Origin of the sequence: Nocardia tenerifensis NBRC 101015, assembly GCF_000308715.1 — a bacterium.
GTDB classification, from domain to species: domain Bacteria; phylum Actinomycetota; class Actinomycetes; order Mycobacteriales; family Mycobacteriaceae; genus Nocardia; species Nocardia tenerifensis.
In genome coordinates, this window is the sequence record NZ_BAGH01000038.1 from 1 (window position 1) to 16,511 (window position 16,511).

At 67.8% G+C, this 16,511-nt stretch carries 17 protein-coding genes; 7 read left to right on the forward strand and 10 right to left on the reverse strand.

Annotated features, from left to right (window positions below):
- A partial coding sequence (locus ON39_RS03625; protein WP_040730878.1) for an ATP-binding cassette domain-containing protein occupies positions 1-931 on the forward strand: 931 nt, incomplete at its 5' end.
- A 405-nt stretch (positions 932-1,336) separates the two neighbouring features.
- Here ON39_RS03625 and ON39_RS03630 read toward each other — a convergent pair.
- From ON39_RS03630 to ON39_RS03665, 6 genes are all read right to left on the reverse strand, one after another.
- On the reverse strand, positions 1,337-2,044 hold the full coding sequence (locus ON39_RS03630; RefSeq protein WP_040730880.1) for a heme-binding beta-barrel domain-containing protein: 708 nt from the start codon (positions 2,042-2,044) through the stop codon (positions 1,337-1,339).
- Positions 2,045-2,237: 193 nt separating this feature from the next.
- Positions 2,238-2,543, reverse strand: a complete 306-nt coding sequence (locus ON39_RS03640) for a DUF1416 domain-containing protein (protein WP_040730884.1) — start codon at positions 2,541-2,543, stop codon at positions 2,238-2,240.
- Between the two features lie 5 nt (positions 2,544-2,548).
- Positions 2,549-3,382, reverse strand: coding sequence for a sulfurtransferase (locus tag ON39_RS03645; RefSeq protein WP_040730887.1), 834 nt, complete (start codon positions 3,380-3,382; stop codon positions 2,549-2,551).
- Positions 3,383-3,408: 26 nt separating this feature from the next.
- Entirely contained in the window at positions 3,409-3,906 is a 498-nt protein-coding gene (locus ON39_RS03650) for a DUF4395 domain-containing protein (protein WP_040730889.1), read from the reverse strand.
- Positions 3,907-4,193: 287 nt separating this feature from the next.
- A complete protein-coding gene (locus ON39_RS03660) occupies positions 4,194-4,637 on the reverse strand; it encodes a thioredoxin family protein (protein ID WP_040730893.1) in 444 nt (147 codons plus the stop codon).
- Positions 4,634-5,440, reverse strand: coding sequence for an LmeA family phospholipid-binding protein (locus ON39_RS03665; RefSeq protein WP_040730894.1), 807 nt, complete (start codon positions 5,438-5,440; stop codon positions 4,634-4,636). The genes ON39_RS03660 and ON39_RS03665 overlap by 4 nt, the downstream gene beginning before the upstream one ends.
- Before the next feature lie 365 nt (positions 5,441-5,805).
- Between ON39_RS03665 and ON39_RS03670 the strand changes: the two genes are divergently transcribed.
- From ON39_RS03670 to pstB, 6 genes are all read left to right on the forward strand, one after another.
- Positions 5,806-6,567, forward strand: a complete 762-nt coding sequence (locus tag ON39_RS03670) for a winged helix-turn-helix transcriptional regulator (RefSeq protein ID WP_040730896.1) — start codon at positions 5,806-5,808, stop codon at positions 6,565-6,567.
- 196 nt (positions 6,568-6,763) lie between these two features.
- Positions 6,764-7,684: a mycothiol synthase gene (gene mshD / locus ON39_RS03675; RefSeq protein ID WP_040730899.1), complete on the forward strand. Its 921-nt coding sequence runs from the start codon at positions 6,764-6,766 to the stop codon at positions 7,682-7,684.
- Between the two features lie 230 nt (positions 7,685-7,914).
- On the forward strand, positions 7,915-9,027 hold the full coding sequence (gene pstS, locus ON39_RS03680; protein WP_040730901.1) for a phosphate ABC transporter substrate-binding protein PstS: 1,113 nt from the start codon (positions 7,915-7,917) through the stop codon (positions 9,025-9,027).
- 94 nt (positions 9,028-9,121) lie between these two features.
- A complete protein-coding gene (gene pstC / locus ON39_RS03685; protein ID WP_174412495.1) occupies positions 9,122-10,093 on the forward strand; it encodes a phosphate ABC transporter permease subunit PstC in 972 nt (323 codons plus the stop codon).
- A complete protein-coding gene (gene pstA / locus ON39_RS03690) occupies positions 10,093-10,992 on the forward strand; it encodes a phosphate ABC transporter permease PstA (protein WP_040730906.1) in 900 nt (299 codons plus the stop codon). The genes pstC and pstA overlap by 1 nt, the downstream gene beginning before the upstream one ends.
- Positions 10,993-11,001: 9 nt before the next feature.
- Positions 11,002-11,778, forward strand: a complete 777-nt coding sequence (pstB, locus tag ON39_RS03695; protein WP_040730908.1) for a phosphate ABC transporter ATP-binding protein PstB — start codon at positions 11,002-11,004, stop codon at positions 11,776-11,778.
- A 116-nt stretch (positions 11,779-11,894) separates the two neighbouring features.
- On the opposite strand, the gene ON39_RS03700 is transcribed toward pstB, so the two are convergent.
- The 4 genes from ON39_RS03700 to ON39_RS03715 all read right to left on the reverse strand — a co-directional run.
- Complete coding sequence (locus ON39_RS03700) at positions 11,895-13,490, reverse strand: hypothetical protein (protein WP_040730910.1); 1,596 nt, start codon at positions 13,488-13,490, stop codon at positions 11,895-11,897.
- The gene (locus ON39_RS03705) at positions 13,487-13,780 is read right to left on the reverse strand and encodes a hypothetical protein (RefSeq protein WP_040730913.1); all 294 of its coding nucleotides are present in this window, start codon (positions 13,778-13,780) and stop codon (positions 13,487-13,489) included. Before ON39_RS03705 ends, ON39_RS03700 begins: the two co-directional genes overlap by 4 nt.
- Before the next feature lie 164 nt (positions 13,781-13,944).
- Entirely contained in the window at positions 13,945-14,607 is a 663-nt protein-coding gene (phoU, locus tag ON39_RS03710) for a phosphate signaling complex protein PhoU (RefSeq protein ID WP_040730914.1), read from the reverse strand.
- A 102-nt stretch (positions 14,608-14,709) separates the two neighbouring features.
- On the reverse strand, positions 14,710-16,511 hold a 1,802-nt coding region (locus ON39_RS03715), incomplete at its 5' end, for an LCP family glycopolymer transferase (protein ID WP_051186268.1).

Here is a 16,511-nt window from a genome sequence, read left to right on the forward strand (position 1 = left end):
GGAGGACGCGGCGGCCGCGCGCAGCGCGTGGTCGGCGGCGGCCAACCCGCTGTCGATCGGCGCGAGTGTGCTGGGCGCGTTGCTGATCGGCATCACCCTCTACGGCCCTTCGGGCGGCACGCCCGGCGCGATGACGCCCATGGCGCTCACCGTGCTCGTCCTGCTGCCGCTGTCGGCCTTCGAGGCGGTCGGCCCGCTGCCCGCCGCCGCCCAGTCGCTGACCACGGCCCGTGCCGCGCTGCACCGGCTCATCCGGCTCGACGGCATGGGGGCGCGTACCGAGGAGGCGGTCACCGCGCTCGAAGGGCGGCTCGCGCAACAACTTCCAGAAATACCGGCGGGACGACGCATCGCCGTCGTCGGACCGAGCGGGGTGGGGAAGACCACCCTGCTGATGCTGTGGGCGGGCCTGTTCGACACCCCTCGGCCCGGCGTGACCTTCTTCGCGGAGGACGCGCACCTGTTCGGCACCTCGGTGCTGGAGAACCTGCGCGTCGCGCGCGGCGACGTCACCGAGGCCGAGGCCGAAACCGCCTTGCGCACAGTCGGTCTCGGCGCGTGGCTGGATTCGTTGCCGAAGGGCGTGCACACCGATCTGGTCGGGGGCGCGGCCGCCGTCTCCGGCGGGCAACGCCGCCGCATCCTGCTCGCCAGAGCGTTGGTATCGCCGGCGCGGGTGCTGCTGCTGGACGAGCCGACCGAACACCTGGAGGCGGAGGAGGGCGCGCGACTGCTACGCGAACTGCTCGATGCCGGCGGCGGACTGGTCGAGCCCGAGCGGACTGTGGTCGTTGTCACACATCAACTGCCGCCGGACAATCGGGCCGACGCGGTCGTCCACGTCGATGCATCGTCGCAGGTGAAGGTCGATTTCGCGAGGCGTTCGGTCCCCACTTCCGCCGACCGCGAAATTCCGTTGCCGACCCGCTGACTCGTCGCTAAATTCGTCAGTACACAAGGAAGGAGGTGGTTCGAAGAATGTATGTTCAAAGGACTTGTGAGGTGGCTGTCCGCTAGCGCCACCGCTGCAACGGTCTCCGTTCGCGCGAGCGCTGAGCGAATACCAGGCAGCCACCCGACCCCCGAGCCCCCGGTTGAGTCCGAACCGGGACCGATGCGACTAAACCCCGCAGAGGAAAGCTCGGGGGTCGTTCTTTTCCGCCGCCTTTCCGCCTCTCCGCGTATTCAGGCCAGACTCGTGTGCCGCGAAGGTTCCGTTGGCGACCGGCGGTGAGATGGGGCGTAGTCAGCCGGTACCCGGTGAGTTACCCATGTAGCTGCGAGATCAGTAGTCGCCTCGGCATACCGCATCAGGGGCACCCACCGGTCAGTGCCTTTAACCGATGTAGCGCTGGAGGCGGGCGGAGAGGCGGGGCTCCAAAGGCCCGTCGGCTACTACGCGCTCCTCGACGTAGGCCAGGTCGCCGCCCTCCACGATGCCGTAGAGGCGCTTGGCGCCGCCGACGACGATGCCGGACTGGCTGCGGATGACGACGTCGGTGGCGAGTTCCCAGGAGGACTGGGTGAGGGCTTGGCCGTAGAAAAGCTCGACGATGCCGGTGCTGTGCGTGAGCAGCAGCTCGATCACCTCGTCGTTGCCGTCGATGCCGACCCGCCAGAAACCGCTCTCGCGCAGATCGGGACCGGTGTAGCCGCCCTCGGCGTCGAGCACCCAGGAGCGGGACTCCCAGGACAGGTAGTCGCCGCCGTCGTGCGCCACGATGATCTGCTGACCGAACCGGTAGTCGCCGCGCTCGGGGTGGTTGCCCTCGCCCTCGCCGCGCCACACGCCGACCATCGGCAGCAGCGCGAGCATGGAGGAACTCAGATCGGGCCCGAGCCGCAGGTTCGCGGTGTCCTCGGGCAGCGGCAGATCCGGCAGCGCCGGAATGTTGCGGGCGCCCGTCGTCTTGGCCCGTTCGACGGCCTCGGACACGGCCTGATCGCCGCTCCGGCGACCAGCCGAATCGGTGGAGCCGTTCCCGTTCAGTTGTTCACTCGCTTGCTCGGCCGGATTCGAACCTTCGCTCGCGAGATCGCTCATGACTCGGTGAACAGCCGATAGAAGACGTAAAGGCCGAACCAGCCGATGAGGATGGCGACGGCCACCAGCAAAATCTCGAAGAAGACGACCACATTTGGAGTCTAACGACATCCGCGCCGCCATACGCAAACGACCCCGGGTGCTTCCCGTCATATCTGGGGAAGCCCGGGGTCGTCGGCTGCGTACGGTCGTCCTACTTGGCGACCGCGACGTCGACGGGGTGGATGCCCGCGCCCTCGGGGCGAACCTCCGCCGAGCCGTTACCGGCCGAGGAGAGCGCCCGCAGCGTCCACGCGCCGGGCGCGGCGAAGAAACGGAAGTCACCGGTGCCCGAGGCGACGACCTCGGCGGTGAAATCACCGTTGCCGTCGAGCAGGCGCACGAACGCGCCGCCGACCGGCTGACCGTCGGTGCTCAGGACGCGGCCGGTGATGACCGTCTCCTTCTCCACATCGACGCCCGCGGGGATGGCCTGACCCTGGGTAGGTGCTGCACACATGTTGATTACGCTCCCAACTCGATCGGTGCACCGACGAGGGAGCCGTACTCGGTCCAGCTCCCGTCGTAGTTCTTGACATTGCTGTGGCCGAGCAGTTCCTGAAGCACGAACCAGGTGTGCGAGGAACGCTCGCCGATGCGGCAGTAGGCGATGGTCTCCTTCTCGCCGTCCAGGCCCGCCTCCTTGTAGATCTCGGCGAGCTCCTCGTCGGACTTGAAGGTGCCGTCCTCGTTCGCGGCCTTGCTCCACGGCACGTTGATGGCGCCGGGGATGTGGCCGGGGCGCTGGCTCTGCTCCTGCGGCAGGTGAGCCGGGGCCAGGATCTTGCCGGAGAACTCGTCGGGCGAGCGGACGTCGACCAGGTTCTTGGTGCCGATGGCCGCGATGACCTCGTCACGGAACGCGCGAATGGTCACGTCGGGAGCGGAGGCCTTGTACTGCGTGGCCGGCCGGTTGACGCCCTCGGTGGACAGCGGGCGACCGTCGAGCTCCCACTTCTTGCGGCCGCCGTCGAGCAGCTTGACGTTGTTGTGGCCGTACAGCTTGAAGTACCAGTAGGCGTACGCGGCGAACCAGTTGTTGTTCCCGCCGTAGAGGATCACCTCGTCGTCGTTGGCGATGCCGCGCGCCGAGAGCAGGTCGGAGAACTGCTCCTGATTCACGAAGTCACGACGAACCTGATCCTGCAGGTCCTTCTTCCAGTCGAGCCGGACGGCGCCCTCGATGTGGCCGCCGTCGTATGCGGAGGTGTCCTCGTCGACCTCGACGAAGACGACGCCGGGGGCGTTGAGGTTCTCTTCGGCCCAGTCCACGGAGACCAGGACATCGGAGCGAGCCATGTTGTTCCTTTCAGATGACTTGCGGATCAGTTCGGTGCCGGGGACGGGTCTGTCCGGCGGAAACGGGTTGCGAGGGGATAGATCTGGCAACCCAGGCAGATCCCGAACGCCGCGTTCAAGAACGCGGCGAACAGGGCAAAGCCGGCGAACACCACGCCGACGACTGTGGAGCCGAGCACGAAGCCCAGCAGGCTGACCGCCGCGAAGACCAGACCGAGCAGCTGCGCGAACTTCAGCGGCGGCACGGGCTCGGTCTCGGTGGTCGGCGCGACGCGCGGCGCGACGAACTTCGCGTAGAGCCGGCCGTACGGATGCTTGCGCGGTCCGTAGGCGGCGCCGACGGCGAAGACGACGGCTTGCGCGGCGATGAGCACCGCGGCGGCGAGGGGGGAGAAGACGGCGGCGATCAGCACGAGCACGAGGACGGCGGTGGTGACCCACGCGGCGAAGCGGGGGCCGCGAACATCTACCTGCCCCTGGGCAATTGACTGATTCTGCGAAGTATTACCGATATCGGTGGACATTGTGCGTACTCCTGCGCTGGATGCGACTGATGGCTGGAAAATTGCCAGTTCGCCGGGGGATCTAGAAGATCACTCGCGCGGCGGACAGAGGTCGGCGTCAGGAAATCTGGGAAAGCCGACCGCTCAGCGGCACAGGCAGCAACAACCACCGAGGCGGCACAGATCAACTGTGCGGCGTCGGGTGAGCATCAGCTCGTGGTTGGAAAGCACGAAAGCAGTTTACCCAATCGAGCCGGAGAAAAGGACCCCGGGTTGATCACAGCTGTCCGGGAAACCTGTCAAGGCCGCTAAGCGGCGGCGGTGGTGAGCGGCTCGAGCGCGGAGCGCAGATCGGTCACCTTCGGCACGCCGGAGATCCGAAAGCGTTCGCGCCCAGCGCTATCGAACACGAACGTGGTCGGCAGCGAGAGCACGTTCAGCTCCTTGGCGAGCGCAGGCTCGGCGTCGATGTCGACCTCGATGTCCAGCGGCGGCTGGGGCGACTCGGCCAGCTGGCCGGTGACGTCGGCCACTACTCGGCGCACCGCGGCGCAGGGGCCGCACCACTCGGCGGAGAAGTGCAGTACCGCGGGGACGGATCCGGTGACTCCGACGGCGGCGAGGAGATCGGCTCGCGCGGAGCCGGTTTCGACTACGTCGGCTGCGCGGATCTTGCCGTCACGCCGTCGCAGCAGGAAGCCCACCGCGAGCGCGGCCAGCAACACCACCGCGATGATTGTGATCTCGATCATGGTTGCTGCAATCGGTCGAGGTCGATCGTCACGTTCACGCCCTTGCCCTCCACTACGATCCACCCGCCTTCCGCGCGCACCTTGGTGGGATGGACACCGAACGGCAATTCCTTGATGTCGATAGTACGGGTGAACCGCGCGAGCACCGCTTGACGGCTCGGCTCCGGAATCGCCGTCTCCGGGATCGTCTTCTCGTTACCGGTCTGCGGACAGAAACCGGATGCGACGATCTTCACCTGGTCGCCGTCGAACGAGAGATCGGCCTGGACGAAGACCTTCGCGGTGTCGTACTGGGTGTTCGGCGGGTCGGGCAGGCTGCCGAGCAGGCACAGCGGTTCGTCGCCGGTGGAGGTCATGCCGGACCCGCCGGATCCGCCCGTGCCGTCGGACTTGTCCCGCTCGGGTCCGCGCACCTGCAGGTCGGGAATGCTGAACAGCCTGCCCAACTCGGTCGGGCCGATGCGCAGCGAACTCTGCACCCGCTCGGCGGGGACGTTGCGCAGGCTGCCGTCGACCAGATCGTGCAGCGGCACCCGCACGCCGGTCAGCGTCGCCTCGAGCTCGTACTCGCCCGGCGTGTGCGGCAGGTTGCCGCTCGCCCTGATCCAGACGTCGTCGTAGCGGCCGTCGAGCGCCTGACCGAGGAACGAGACGCCGCGGATGGCCACCGCCGGGTCGGCGGGTAGATCGGCGCCCTGGCGTAGCGCGCGCGAGACCCGATACTCCGAGTACGCCGCGACGCTGAAATCGATGACCACTGCCAGTCCCGCGAGAATCAGCAGCCCGATGATGAGCTTGCGCATTGCTGAACCTTATAGAGGGCTTGCGAGCCGCGAATGCGCGAGGCCGCATAGAGCGCTTGCGAGCCGCGAATGCGCGAGGCCGCATAGAGAGCGCTTGCGATGTGCGAGGCCGCGTAGAGAACTCGCGGTCGCGAAAGCCCGAGGCTGCTCGAGCGCTTGCGATCCGCGAATGCGCGAGGGCCACTCGGAGCGCTTGCGAGCCGCGAATGCGCGACCCCGCTGATTCCATTTATGTGACTCGTCACCCGGATGGCGAGGTCATCGGGGTCGACGCGCTAATCTTGCATCCGAATTACCTGTGATCAGCGACGTGGCCCCGGCAGTGCGGCTGTTGTCCTCGGAGCTACGAGATGGGAGGAGAGCTTGTGGAGCTGCTCCTGCTGACCTCCGACCCCAACCCGGACGCGGTGCTGCCTTCGCTGTCGCTGCTGGCACATCATGTGCGTCCGGCGCCGACCGAGGTCGCTTCCCTGCTGGAGGCGGGCACCGCGGATGTCGCGCTCGTCGACGCGCGCACCGATCTCGCCGCCGCCCGCGGGCTGTGCCGCCTGCTCGGCAGCACCGGGTCGTCCGTGCCGGTGGTCGCCGTCCTGACCGAGGGCGGCCTGGTCGCGGTGAACGCGGACTGGGGGTTGGACGACATCCTGCTGCCCGGCACCGGCCCGGCCGAGCTGGACGCCAGGCTGCGGTTGCTCGTCGGCCGCAACGGCGGCGTGGCCAGCCCGGAGAACTCCGGCAAGATCACCCTGGGCGAGCTGGTGATCGACGAGGGCACCTACACCGCGCGACTGCGCGGACGCCCGCTCGATCTGACCTACAAGGAATTCGAGCTGCTCAAGTATCTCGCGCAGCACGCGGGCCGCGTGTTCACGAGAGCTCAACTGCTGCAAGAGGTCTGGGGCTACGACTTCTTCGGCGGCACTCGCACCGTGGACGTGCACGTCCGGCGGCTGCGCGCCAAGCTCGGCAGCGAGTACGAATCGCTCATCGGCACCGTGCGCAATGTGGGGTACAAGGCGGTGCGACCGTCGAGATCGGCCAAGGGCGAGGCCGCGTCCGTTCCGGAGGACGAGGCGGAGGGCACCGACGACGCGCCGTTCGCTCCGCTCAACGGCTCCGCGCAGTAAGTCCGCCGACCAATCCGAAACACCGTCACGTCATTATGCGTTCGCGTCGCGTTCAGCCCGAGGATCGGGGTATCCGAGGCCCCGTGTGGAGGTCGCGTATCGGCCGCGGCGGGGCGTGAAATGCTGGGCCGTGCGATGACGTTGTCCGGGTAGGCATCCCACCCGGGGTACCGCGGAGCGCGAGGAATGGAGCCCGATGAGCGGCGTGGCAACACAGTGGAGCGAGCGGCTGGACACCGAGGCCGCCGCCGCGGTCCGGCAACTGCTCGAACGCGCGACCGCGACAGACGGTGTCGCTCCCGTCTCCGAGCAAGCGGTTCTGTCGCTGAGCGTGGCCGATGGCCCCGCGGTGCGGCACCTCGTCGCCCGCCGCGACGACGCGATCGCCGGTTACGCCAATCTCGTTCCGGCACACGGCGAACACCCGGCGATGGCCGAGGTCGCGGTCGATCCGTCCGCTCGCGGCCGGGGCATCGGCGCCGACCTGGTCGCCGCCGCGCTCGCGGAGGGCGGGCCGGGCGCCCGGGTCTGGGCGCACGGAAATCTGCCCGCGGCCAAGGCCGTCTCCGCGCGGCTCGGCTTGCGCACCGCGCGCGAGCTGTGGCAGATGCGCCGACCGCTGGCAACGCCCGAGCTACCGGAGGTTCCCGCGCACGACGGGGTGACGATTCGCACCTACGCCGGCCCGGCCGACGACGCCGAACTGCTGCGGGTCAACAACGCCGCCTTCGACTGGCACCCGGAGCAGGGCGGCTGGACCGAGCGCGATATCGAGGCCCGTCGCGCCGAGTCGTGGTTCGACCCCGAGGGGCTGTTCCTCGCGACGGACACCGCCGAGCCCGACCGGGTCCTCGGATTCCATTGGACGAAGGTGCATTACGACGAGAACCCGCCCCTCGGCGAGGTCTACGTCGTAGGCATCGACCCGGCCGCGCAGGGGCGGGGCCTCGGTAGGCTGCTGACCCTCGTCGGCCTGCGCCACCTGCGCGATCGCGGCCTCACCGAGGTCCTGCTCTACACCGAGGCCGACAACACCGCGGCCGTGCACACCTACACCCGGCTCGGCTTCGAGCCCGCGCACATCGACGTCGCGTATTCGGCGGCGGAAACCGACTAGCGAGGGCGGTCGAGTAAAACTGGGGCAAATGTCACACCTATCAGCCCCAATCGCGCTTGGGTGTTCACCCGCCGTTCACTCAGGTCGGTCCAACTGTCAACCACGTGACTTTACGTTGATTGGTGGGCAGCCCACGCTGCCTGGTGCGCAAGTTCCCCGCGAACAGCACCACATCACCCGTCCGGGCCGGTGAGGGACCGGACGAGTAGGACGCCTTCCCGGAGGAATCAGTGAATCTCAAGCGCAGCAGCGCCCTCGTTGGTGTGCTGGCCGTCGGCGCCATCGCCCTCGTCGGCTGTGGCAGTGACGACAACACGTCCAGCACCGACGGCAACACCGCCAAGTCGGACATCGCCTGCGGCGGCAAGAAGGCGCTCAAGGCCAGCGGTTCGTCGGCGCAGAAGAACGCGATGGATCGCTTCGTCGCCGCCTACGAGGCCAACTGCGACGGCAACACGCTGAACTACACCTCGAGCGGCTCCGGCGCCGGCGTCAACGAATTCATCGGCGGCCAGACCGATTTCGGCGGCTCCGACTCGCCGCTGAGCGCCAAGAAGGACGAGCCGACCAAGGCGCAGGATCGTTGCGGCGCCCCGGCCTGGAACCTGCCGACCGTCTTCGGCCCGATCGCCATCACCTACAACATCGACGGCGTCACCGACCTGGTGCTCGACGGCCCGACCGCCGCCAAGGTGTTCAACGGCACCGTCGCCACCTGGGACGCCCCGGAGATCAAGGCGCTCAACCCGAACGCCAAGCTCCCCTCCGACAAGATCGCGGTGATCTTCCGCAGCGACGAGTCGGGTACCACCGACAACTTCCAGCTCTACCTGGACGCGGCGTCCGACGGCGCCTGGGGCAAGGGCGCGGGCAAGGCGTTCGCCGGCGGCGTCGGCGAGGGCGCGAAGGGCAACGAGGGCACCTCGGCCGCCATCAAGAGCACCAAGAACTCGATCACCTACAACGAGTGGTCGTTCGCCAAGTCGCAGAACCTGTCGATCGCGCAGATCATCACCTCCGCGTCCAAGGACCCGGTGAAGCTGACCGCCGCGTCGGCGGGCAAGGCCATCGACAGCGCCAAGATCAAGGGCGAGGGCAACGACCTGGTGCTCGACACCAGCTCGTTCTACAAGCCGACCGAAGCGGGCGCCTACCCGATCATCCTGCCCACCTACGAGATCGTCTGCTCGAAGTACAAGGACGCCGACACCGCCAAGGCGGTCAAGGCCTTCCTGACCTCGGCGACCACCAACGGCCAGAAGGGTCTCGACGAGGCCGGCTACGTGCCGATCCCGGAGAAGTTCAAGACCCGCCTGACCACCGCGATCAACGCCATCTCCTGATCGCAACCCGGAAGCCATGACCGTGCACCCTGAGGTGACCGCCGCGGGCTCGTCGGATTCGACGGGCCCGCGGGCGGCCGGAGACACTGCCCCCATGTCGAGTGAACCGAGCACCGAGCCCGCCCCCAAGGCTCGCCCCGCCCACAGCAATCGGGCCGAGATCATCTTTCGGTCTCTCGCCACCGCGTCGGGCGCGATCATCGTCGCCGCCATCGCGCTGATCGCGCTATTCCTGCTGATCCGCGCGGTGCCCTCGGTCATGGCGAACGACGCCAACTTCTTCACCAGCACCGAGTTCAACACCAGCAACGCCGACCACCTGCGCTTCGGCGTGCGCGACCTGTTCATGGTCACGGTGCTGAGCTCGATCTTCGCGCTGGTCATCGCGGTGCCGATCGGGGTCGGCATCGCCCTGTTCCTGACGCACTACTCGCCCAAGTCGCTGGCGCGACCGTTCGCGATGCTCGTCGATCTGCTCGCCGCGGTGCCGTCGATCGTGTTCGGCCTGTGGGGTTTCCTGGTCCTCGCGCCGCACCTGAAGCCGTTGCAGCAGTTCCTCAACGACAACCTCGGCTGGCTGTTCCTGTTCTCCGACGGCAATGTGTCGATCTCCGGCGGCGGCACGATCTTCACCGCGGGCGTGGTGCTCGCGGTCATGATCCTGCCGATCATCACGTCGGTCTCGCGCGAGGTCTTCGCGCTGACCCCGGCCGCGCACATCGAGGCCGCGCACGCGCTCGGCGCGACGAAGTGGGAGATGGTGCGGATGACCGTGCTGCCCTACGGCCGCAGCGGTGTGATCGCGGGCTCCATGCTCGGGCTCGGGCGCGCGCTCGGCGAGACCATCGCGGTGCTGGTCGTGTTGAAGACCTCCGCGCAGGCGGGCGGCTGGTCGCTGTTCGACGGCGGATACACCTTTGCCTCCCGGATCGCGGCCTCGGCCTCCGAGTTCAGTTCACCGCTGCCGACGGGCGCCTACATCGCGGCCGGTTTCGTGCTGTTCGCGCTGACCTTCGTCGTGAACGCGCTGGCGCGCCTCGCGGCGGGCGGAAGGGTTAACGGATAATGACCACAACGCTCGACAAGCCGATCAAGGCGCCGACCTTCCGTGATGTGAGTCTCGGCCGCAAGATACGCAACAACGTCGCGACGGTCGCGGTGTGGCTGTGCTTCGGTATCGCGCTCGTGCCGCTCGCCTGGGTGCTGGTGACGGTGATCAGCCACGGCATCGACGCGGTCGCGTCGCTGAACTGGTGGCAGAAGTCGCAGAAGGGCATCCTGCCGGAGCAGACCGGCGGCGGCGTCTACCACGCGATCTACGGCACCATCGTGCAGTCGGCGGTCGCCGCGGTGATCGCGGTGCCGATCGGCGTCATGGCCGCGGTGTACCTGGTGGAGTACGGCCGCGGCCGCCTGGCCAAGGTCACCACCTTCATGGTCGACATCCTCGCCGGTGTGCCGTCGATCGTCGCGGCGCTGTTCATCTTCGCGCTGTGGATCGCCACCCTCGGCTTCCCGCAGAGCGCCCTCGCGGTGTCGCTGGCGATGGTGCTGCTGATGCTGCCGGTCGTGGTGCGCAGCAGCGAGGAGATGCTGAAGCTGGTCCCGGACGAGCTGCGCGAGGCCTCCTACGCGCTCGGAATTCCCAAGTGGAAGACCATCGCTCGCATCGTCGTGCCGACGGCGCTGCCCGGCATGATCAGCGGCATCCTGCTGGCGCTCGCCCGCGTCATGGGTGAGACCGCGCCGGTGCTGGTGCTCGTCGGCTACAGCAAGTCGATCAACACCAACCTCTTCGACGGCAACATGGCCTCGCTGCCCCTGCTGATCTATCAGGAGCTGGCGAATCCGGAGGCGGCGGGCCGCGAGCGCGTGTGGGGCGCGGCGCTGACGCTGATCCTGCTCATCGCGCTGCTGTACGCGGCGGCCGCGGTCGTCAACAAGCTGCTCACGCGGAATCGATAGGAAACTCAGATGGCCAAGCGGATCGACGTCAAAGACCTGAACATCTTCTACGGGAAGTTCCACGCGGTCGCCGATGTGGACCTGACCGTGCTGCCGCGCAGCGTCACCGCCTTCATCGGCCCGTCGGGCTGCGGTAAGTCCACCGTGCTGCGGTCGCTGAACCGCATGCACGAGGTGACCCCGAACGCCCGCGTCGAGGGCGCGGTGCTGCTCGACGGCGAGGACATCTACGGCTCGCAGGTCGACCCGGTGGGCGTGCGCCGCACCATCGGCATGGTGTTCCAGCGCCCGAACCCGTTCCCCACCATGTCGATTCGCGACAACGTGGTGGCCGGGCTGAAGCTGCAGGGCGTGCGGAGCAAGAAGGAGCTCGACGAGGTCGCCGAGCGCTCGCTGCGCGGCGCGAACCTGTGGAACGAGGTGAAGGACCGCCTCGACAAGCCCGGCGGTGGCCTGTCCGGCGGTCAGCAGCAGCGACTCTGCATCGCCCGCGCGATCGCGGTGTCCCCGGACGTGCTGCTGATGGACGAGCCCTGCTCGGCGCTCGACCCGATCTCCACGCTCGCGATCGAGGACCTGATCACCGAGCTCAAGAAGGAGTTCACGATCGTCATCGTCACCCACAACATGCAGCAGGCCGCCCGCGTGAGTGACCAGACCGGCTTCTTCAACCTCGAGGCGCAGGGCAAGCCGGGCCGGTTGATCGAGATCGACGACACCGAGAAGATCTTCTCCAACCCCGGCAAGAAGGCGACCGAAGACTACATCTCCGGCCGCTTCGGATAGTCGGCCCGCGCGATCATAGGAGCCCCGGTGTCCGGCCGACAGGTCGGGCAGCGGGGCTCTTTCGTTAATCCCGGAGGCGCGGAATCACCTTGCGGCGCCGCGCCTTTCGCGTCGAATCAGTCGTTCGACGGCTCGGGTTCGGCGGTGTGGATCACGTAGTTGTTCGGGCGGTGCTCGCGGTCGGATTCCGAGCCCTTGGTCGGCGACGGGAGGCCGAACAGGCTGCTGGTGGGGGCCGTCGCGGTGGGGGTTCCGGTGTAGGAGGGCGTGCCGGCCGCGGCCGGGGTCTGCTCGGAGACCGACTGCGGCTGGGTGTAGGTGACCGCGTTGGACGGTGGGGTCTGCGGTGTGGTGGGGGGATTCTGCGGTTGCGTCGGCGTGGTGGGCGTGTGTGGTTGCGTCGGCGTTTGCGGCTGTGTCGGCGTTTGCGGCTGCGTCGGTGTAGTCGGCGGCGTCTGGGTCTTGTCGTTCGACGGTGGTGTCGCGGCCTTGTCGTTGGCGGGCGGTGTCTGCGCCTTGTCGTCCGGGTGCGCGCTGTTCGGTGCGGGCGTGTCCTTGTGCTGCGGATCGGTGGGCGTGTTGTCGACGGCGTGGTCGACGCTGGTGATTATCTTGTCCGCCGCGCTCGCGAACTTCTCGGCCGCGTTGCCCGCGGAGTCGATGAGGCCCTTGCCCGCGTCGCCCGCCGCCTTGATGGTGTCGTCCCAGTTGTCGTCGAGCTTGCCGATCGAATCGATCAGGGTGGGCACGTTGCCGGTGATCGAGCCGACCGCGGTGATCAGGGAGGTGACGTCCGACGGCTTCCACGAGTTCGGGTCGCTGGCGGGGCCGGTTCCCTTGCTCTGGTTGTTCTGTTGGGCTTGGTTCTGCTGGGCTTGGGTTTGTTGGGCTTGGTTCTGCTGGGCTTGGGTTTGTTGGCCTTGGTTCTGCTGGGCTTGGGTTTGTTGGCCTTGGTTCTGTTGAGCTTGGGTTTGTTGGCCTTGGTTCTGTTGAGCTTGGGTTTGCTGGCCCTGGTTCTGCTGACTTTGGTTCTCCGCGATGTTCTTCGGCGCACCCGCCGCCTGCGTCTGCGGCTTCTCCTCGGTCTTCTGCTCGGTGGACGCGGGCACCGTGCCCGCCGGCTGTTCGGCGCTGATCTGCTGCGCGGTGAGCGTCGACTTCGGTTGTCCGGTAACCGTATCGAGCGGATCACCGGTGCCGAGCTGCGCGCTCTGGGTCTGGACGGCGGTGTTCGCCTGCTCGATGGCGGTGGCGATGCCGCTCTGTGTGCCGAGCATCTCGTTGAGCGCGGTGGTGATCGCGGTCTGATGGGTGTGCAGGTCCTCGCCCGAGCCCTCACCGGAGGCGGTGACCTGCCAGTCCTCGGAGACCGTGAAGCCCGCCGCGGTGGCCTCGGTTACCTTGTCCAACAACGACTGCCGGTAACCGGTGAGCGTGTTTCCGCCGTTGATCAGCGCGTTGGCGAGCTCCGTCGTCTCCTGCGCGATCTTGTTCGCGGTGTCGCGGTCGCCGGCGATCCGGTCGTAGGCCGCGTAGTAGGCGTCCCCGCTCCAGTGCGCGCCCGCCTCCCGGATCTGTGTGACGGTCTGATCGATCAGCGCGCCGAACTCGGTGTTGCGGGTCTTGATCTCCTCGCCCGCCTCGTTGAGTTTCCATGGCTGCCACTGGGTTTGGACCTGGCTGAGCGTCGGGGTCTGGTCACCGCTCTTCACTGCCCGCCACCCAGCTTCTTCAGGCTGTCCCGGAAATCCTGGTCGGACACCTCGTAATCGGCGGCGCCGCCCTTGGCGATATTGGCGATCGCCTTGCAGCGCTGCGCCATTCGCAGCCACCCCGCCTCGATGCCCGCACCGGCCGTCTTGCAGGCCTCGGTTACCGAGGAGCCGGGCAGCGCGGCACTCAACGCGTCGGTCTTCGTGCTCACCTTCAGCGCGCCGATCTCACCGCTGATCTTGTCCATCGATGCGGCCAACGCGCGCAGCTCTGTCGGATCGACCTTCATGCTTCCGCCCCCTCTGTGCCGTAACTCCCATAACGGCATCTTTCACAGCGAGTCACTCACCGCTGCGCTACGCGGCCAATCTTTCATCTCATGACCGCGAGACGTCAAGCCCCGCAACGCGAAACCGCCTGCCATCTTAACCGTGACAGCAGGCAGTTCGCGTCTCACGCCTCGGCGTCGGGGTCCGGCGGCAACACGCCGGTGACCAAGAAGATGACGCGGCGGCCGATCTCGACGGCGTGGTCGGCGAAGCGCTCGTAGTAGCGGCCGAGCAGGGTGACGTCGACGGCGGCGGCGACACCGTATTTCCAGTCGCGGTCCATCAGCAGCGTGAACAGGTGACGGTGCAGGTCGTCCATCGCCTCGTCGTCCTCGTTGAGCTGCGCGGCGCGCTCGGGGTCGCGCGTCTCGAGCACCTCCTTGGCGCCGGCGCCCATATTGACCGCAATGCGGCCCATCTCGGCGAAGTAGCCGTTGACCGCCTCGGGCAGCGCGTGGTTGGGGTGGCGCCGCCGGGCCACCTTGGCCACGTGCAGCGCGAGCGCGCCCATCCGATTGACATCGGCGACGATCTGGATCGCGCTCACCACCTGCCGAAGATCACCCGCGACCGGCGCCTGCAGCGCGAGCAGCGCGAACGCCCGCTCCTCGGCGTCCTGGATCAGCTCGGCGATCCGGTCGGACTCGGTGATCACCTGCTCCGCCAGAGCGAGGTCGGCCTGGAGCAGTGACTGGGTGGCCCGGTCCATCGCCGAGCCGGCCAGACCGGCCATCTCGCCCAGGAGGTGGGCGAGATCGGCCATTTGCTCGTTGTAGATGACACGCATAGAAACCGACATTAGTTCCCGGCGCTGACCAAGTCACGAACGGAGGGTGAATGACCGGTGTTTACCGTTAGCGACGTTGTTGCCGCAGGTCGCGCCCGCGCTTCACTTGCAAGTCTCGTCCGCGGCGTTCACGTGCTCGAGGTCCGACGGCAGGGTGACCGGCGTCGCAGGCGCGGTCATCGCGGGCACGTTGGAGATCGGGTCGCCCACCGGCGTGGGCGCGCGGACCGTGCCGGTGAAGTCGCCGCCGATGACCACCTCGACGATGCCGCCGAGGTCGTTCGCCGACTCCATCAGCGCGCCGGGTATCGCGCTGGCCACCGTCGCCGCCGCGGCCTCCTGCCCGGCGCCGTAGCGCACCTTGGAGGTGACCTCGCTGCCGCCCGCGTAGTTGCCGATGTTGAAGATGCCGAAGCCCTGGTTGCCGAGCTTGGTCGCGGCCCGCTGGGCCAGGCCGGAGGTGCCGGAGGCATTGGAGACCAGCAGCGACACGGTGCCCGGGTCGACGGCGGTCAGCTTGGGCGGGGTCGGCGGGGCCGACGGGATGGAGCCGGGGGCCGGGGACACCTTCTTCTCGCCGGGCAGCGGCTGGTCGTCGCGGATCGCCTTGAAGATGGCCTTGATGTCCTGCTCGCGCGGGATCTCGTTGCCGTAGGAGGTGGTGCCCGCGGTGGGGATGGTCAGGAAGGTGACCGTGCCCGCGTCCAGCTTTTGTAGCGAGCGGCCGAGGGTCAAGAGGTCCGTCGGCTGCACCTTGTCCACCCAGGTGTGCTTGGTGAACTCGTCGATGAAGCCCTTCAGCTTGCCGGGATCGAAGAGCACCTTGCTGGATAGGGCACCGCGGAGCAGCGAGGCCATGAAGCGCTGCTGCCGGTTGATCCGGTCATAGTCGCTGCGCTCCTCGCCGTAGACGTGCCGGGCGCGCACATAGTTCAGCGCGGTCGCGCCGTTGACCCGCTGCCGGCCGGGGTTCTCCAGCACGGTGCCGAGGATCTCGTCGTTGATCGGCTTGGGCGCGCACACCTCGACGCCGCCGATCTGATCGACCATCGCCTCGAAGCCCGCGAAGTCGACCGCGATGAAGTGGTTGATCGCGCTGCCCGTCATCCGCTGGATCGTGGTGAACAGGCACTTCGGGCCGCCGAGCGCGTAGACGGCGTTGAGCTTGTCGCCCATGGCCGAGGGAAAGACCTCGTTGGTGTACTGGACCTTGTCGTTGTCCCAGCGGTTGCACTGCGGTCTGGTGACGTCGAGGTCGCGGGGGAACGAGACGACCACGACGCGTGAGCGGTTCTTCGGGATGTTCACCAGCATGACGGTGTCCGCGCGCGAGCCCTCGGCGTCGTCGAGGGTGCCCGCGCCGACCTGACTGTTCGCGCCCGCGCGGGTGTCGGTGCCGACGAGCAGATAGTTCTCGTCGCCCAGCTGCGCTTCGGAGTCGACCACGTCGTCGTTGTTCTCGACGATCGCCGAGATCTGGGTGAAGCTGTTGCCGGTGGTCTGCATGAAGGTCCAGCCGCCGCCGGTGACCAGCAGGCACAGCACCGCGAAGACCGTCAGGGCGCTGCGGCCCGCCAGGCGCAGCCGCTTGTTGCGGCGCTGCTTGCTGGCGGCCAGGCGGGACAGCGGGGCGGCGCCGACCGACTTCGGTTGCGCGGCACCGATTTCGTCGCTGGTCGGCCACTCGGATTTCTTGCGCTTGGCGCGGGTGGGCTCGGCGAGCGGCGGCAGGATGTCGGTGACCTCTTCGGCCGTCTCCTTCTTGCCGCGGGCCGCGGACTTCCGGCTCTCCTCGGCCGGTCCGCGACGACCCGGGGTGCGGGCGGCCGGAGGACCGGCGATGTCCTGGACGACCGGTGAGCCGGCGGTGCGGGCGGGAGGAGTGTCGGCGGGGCGCCGGGGAG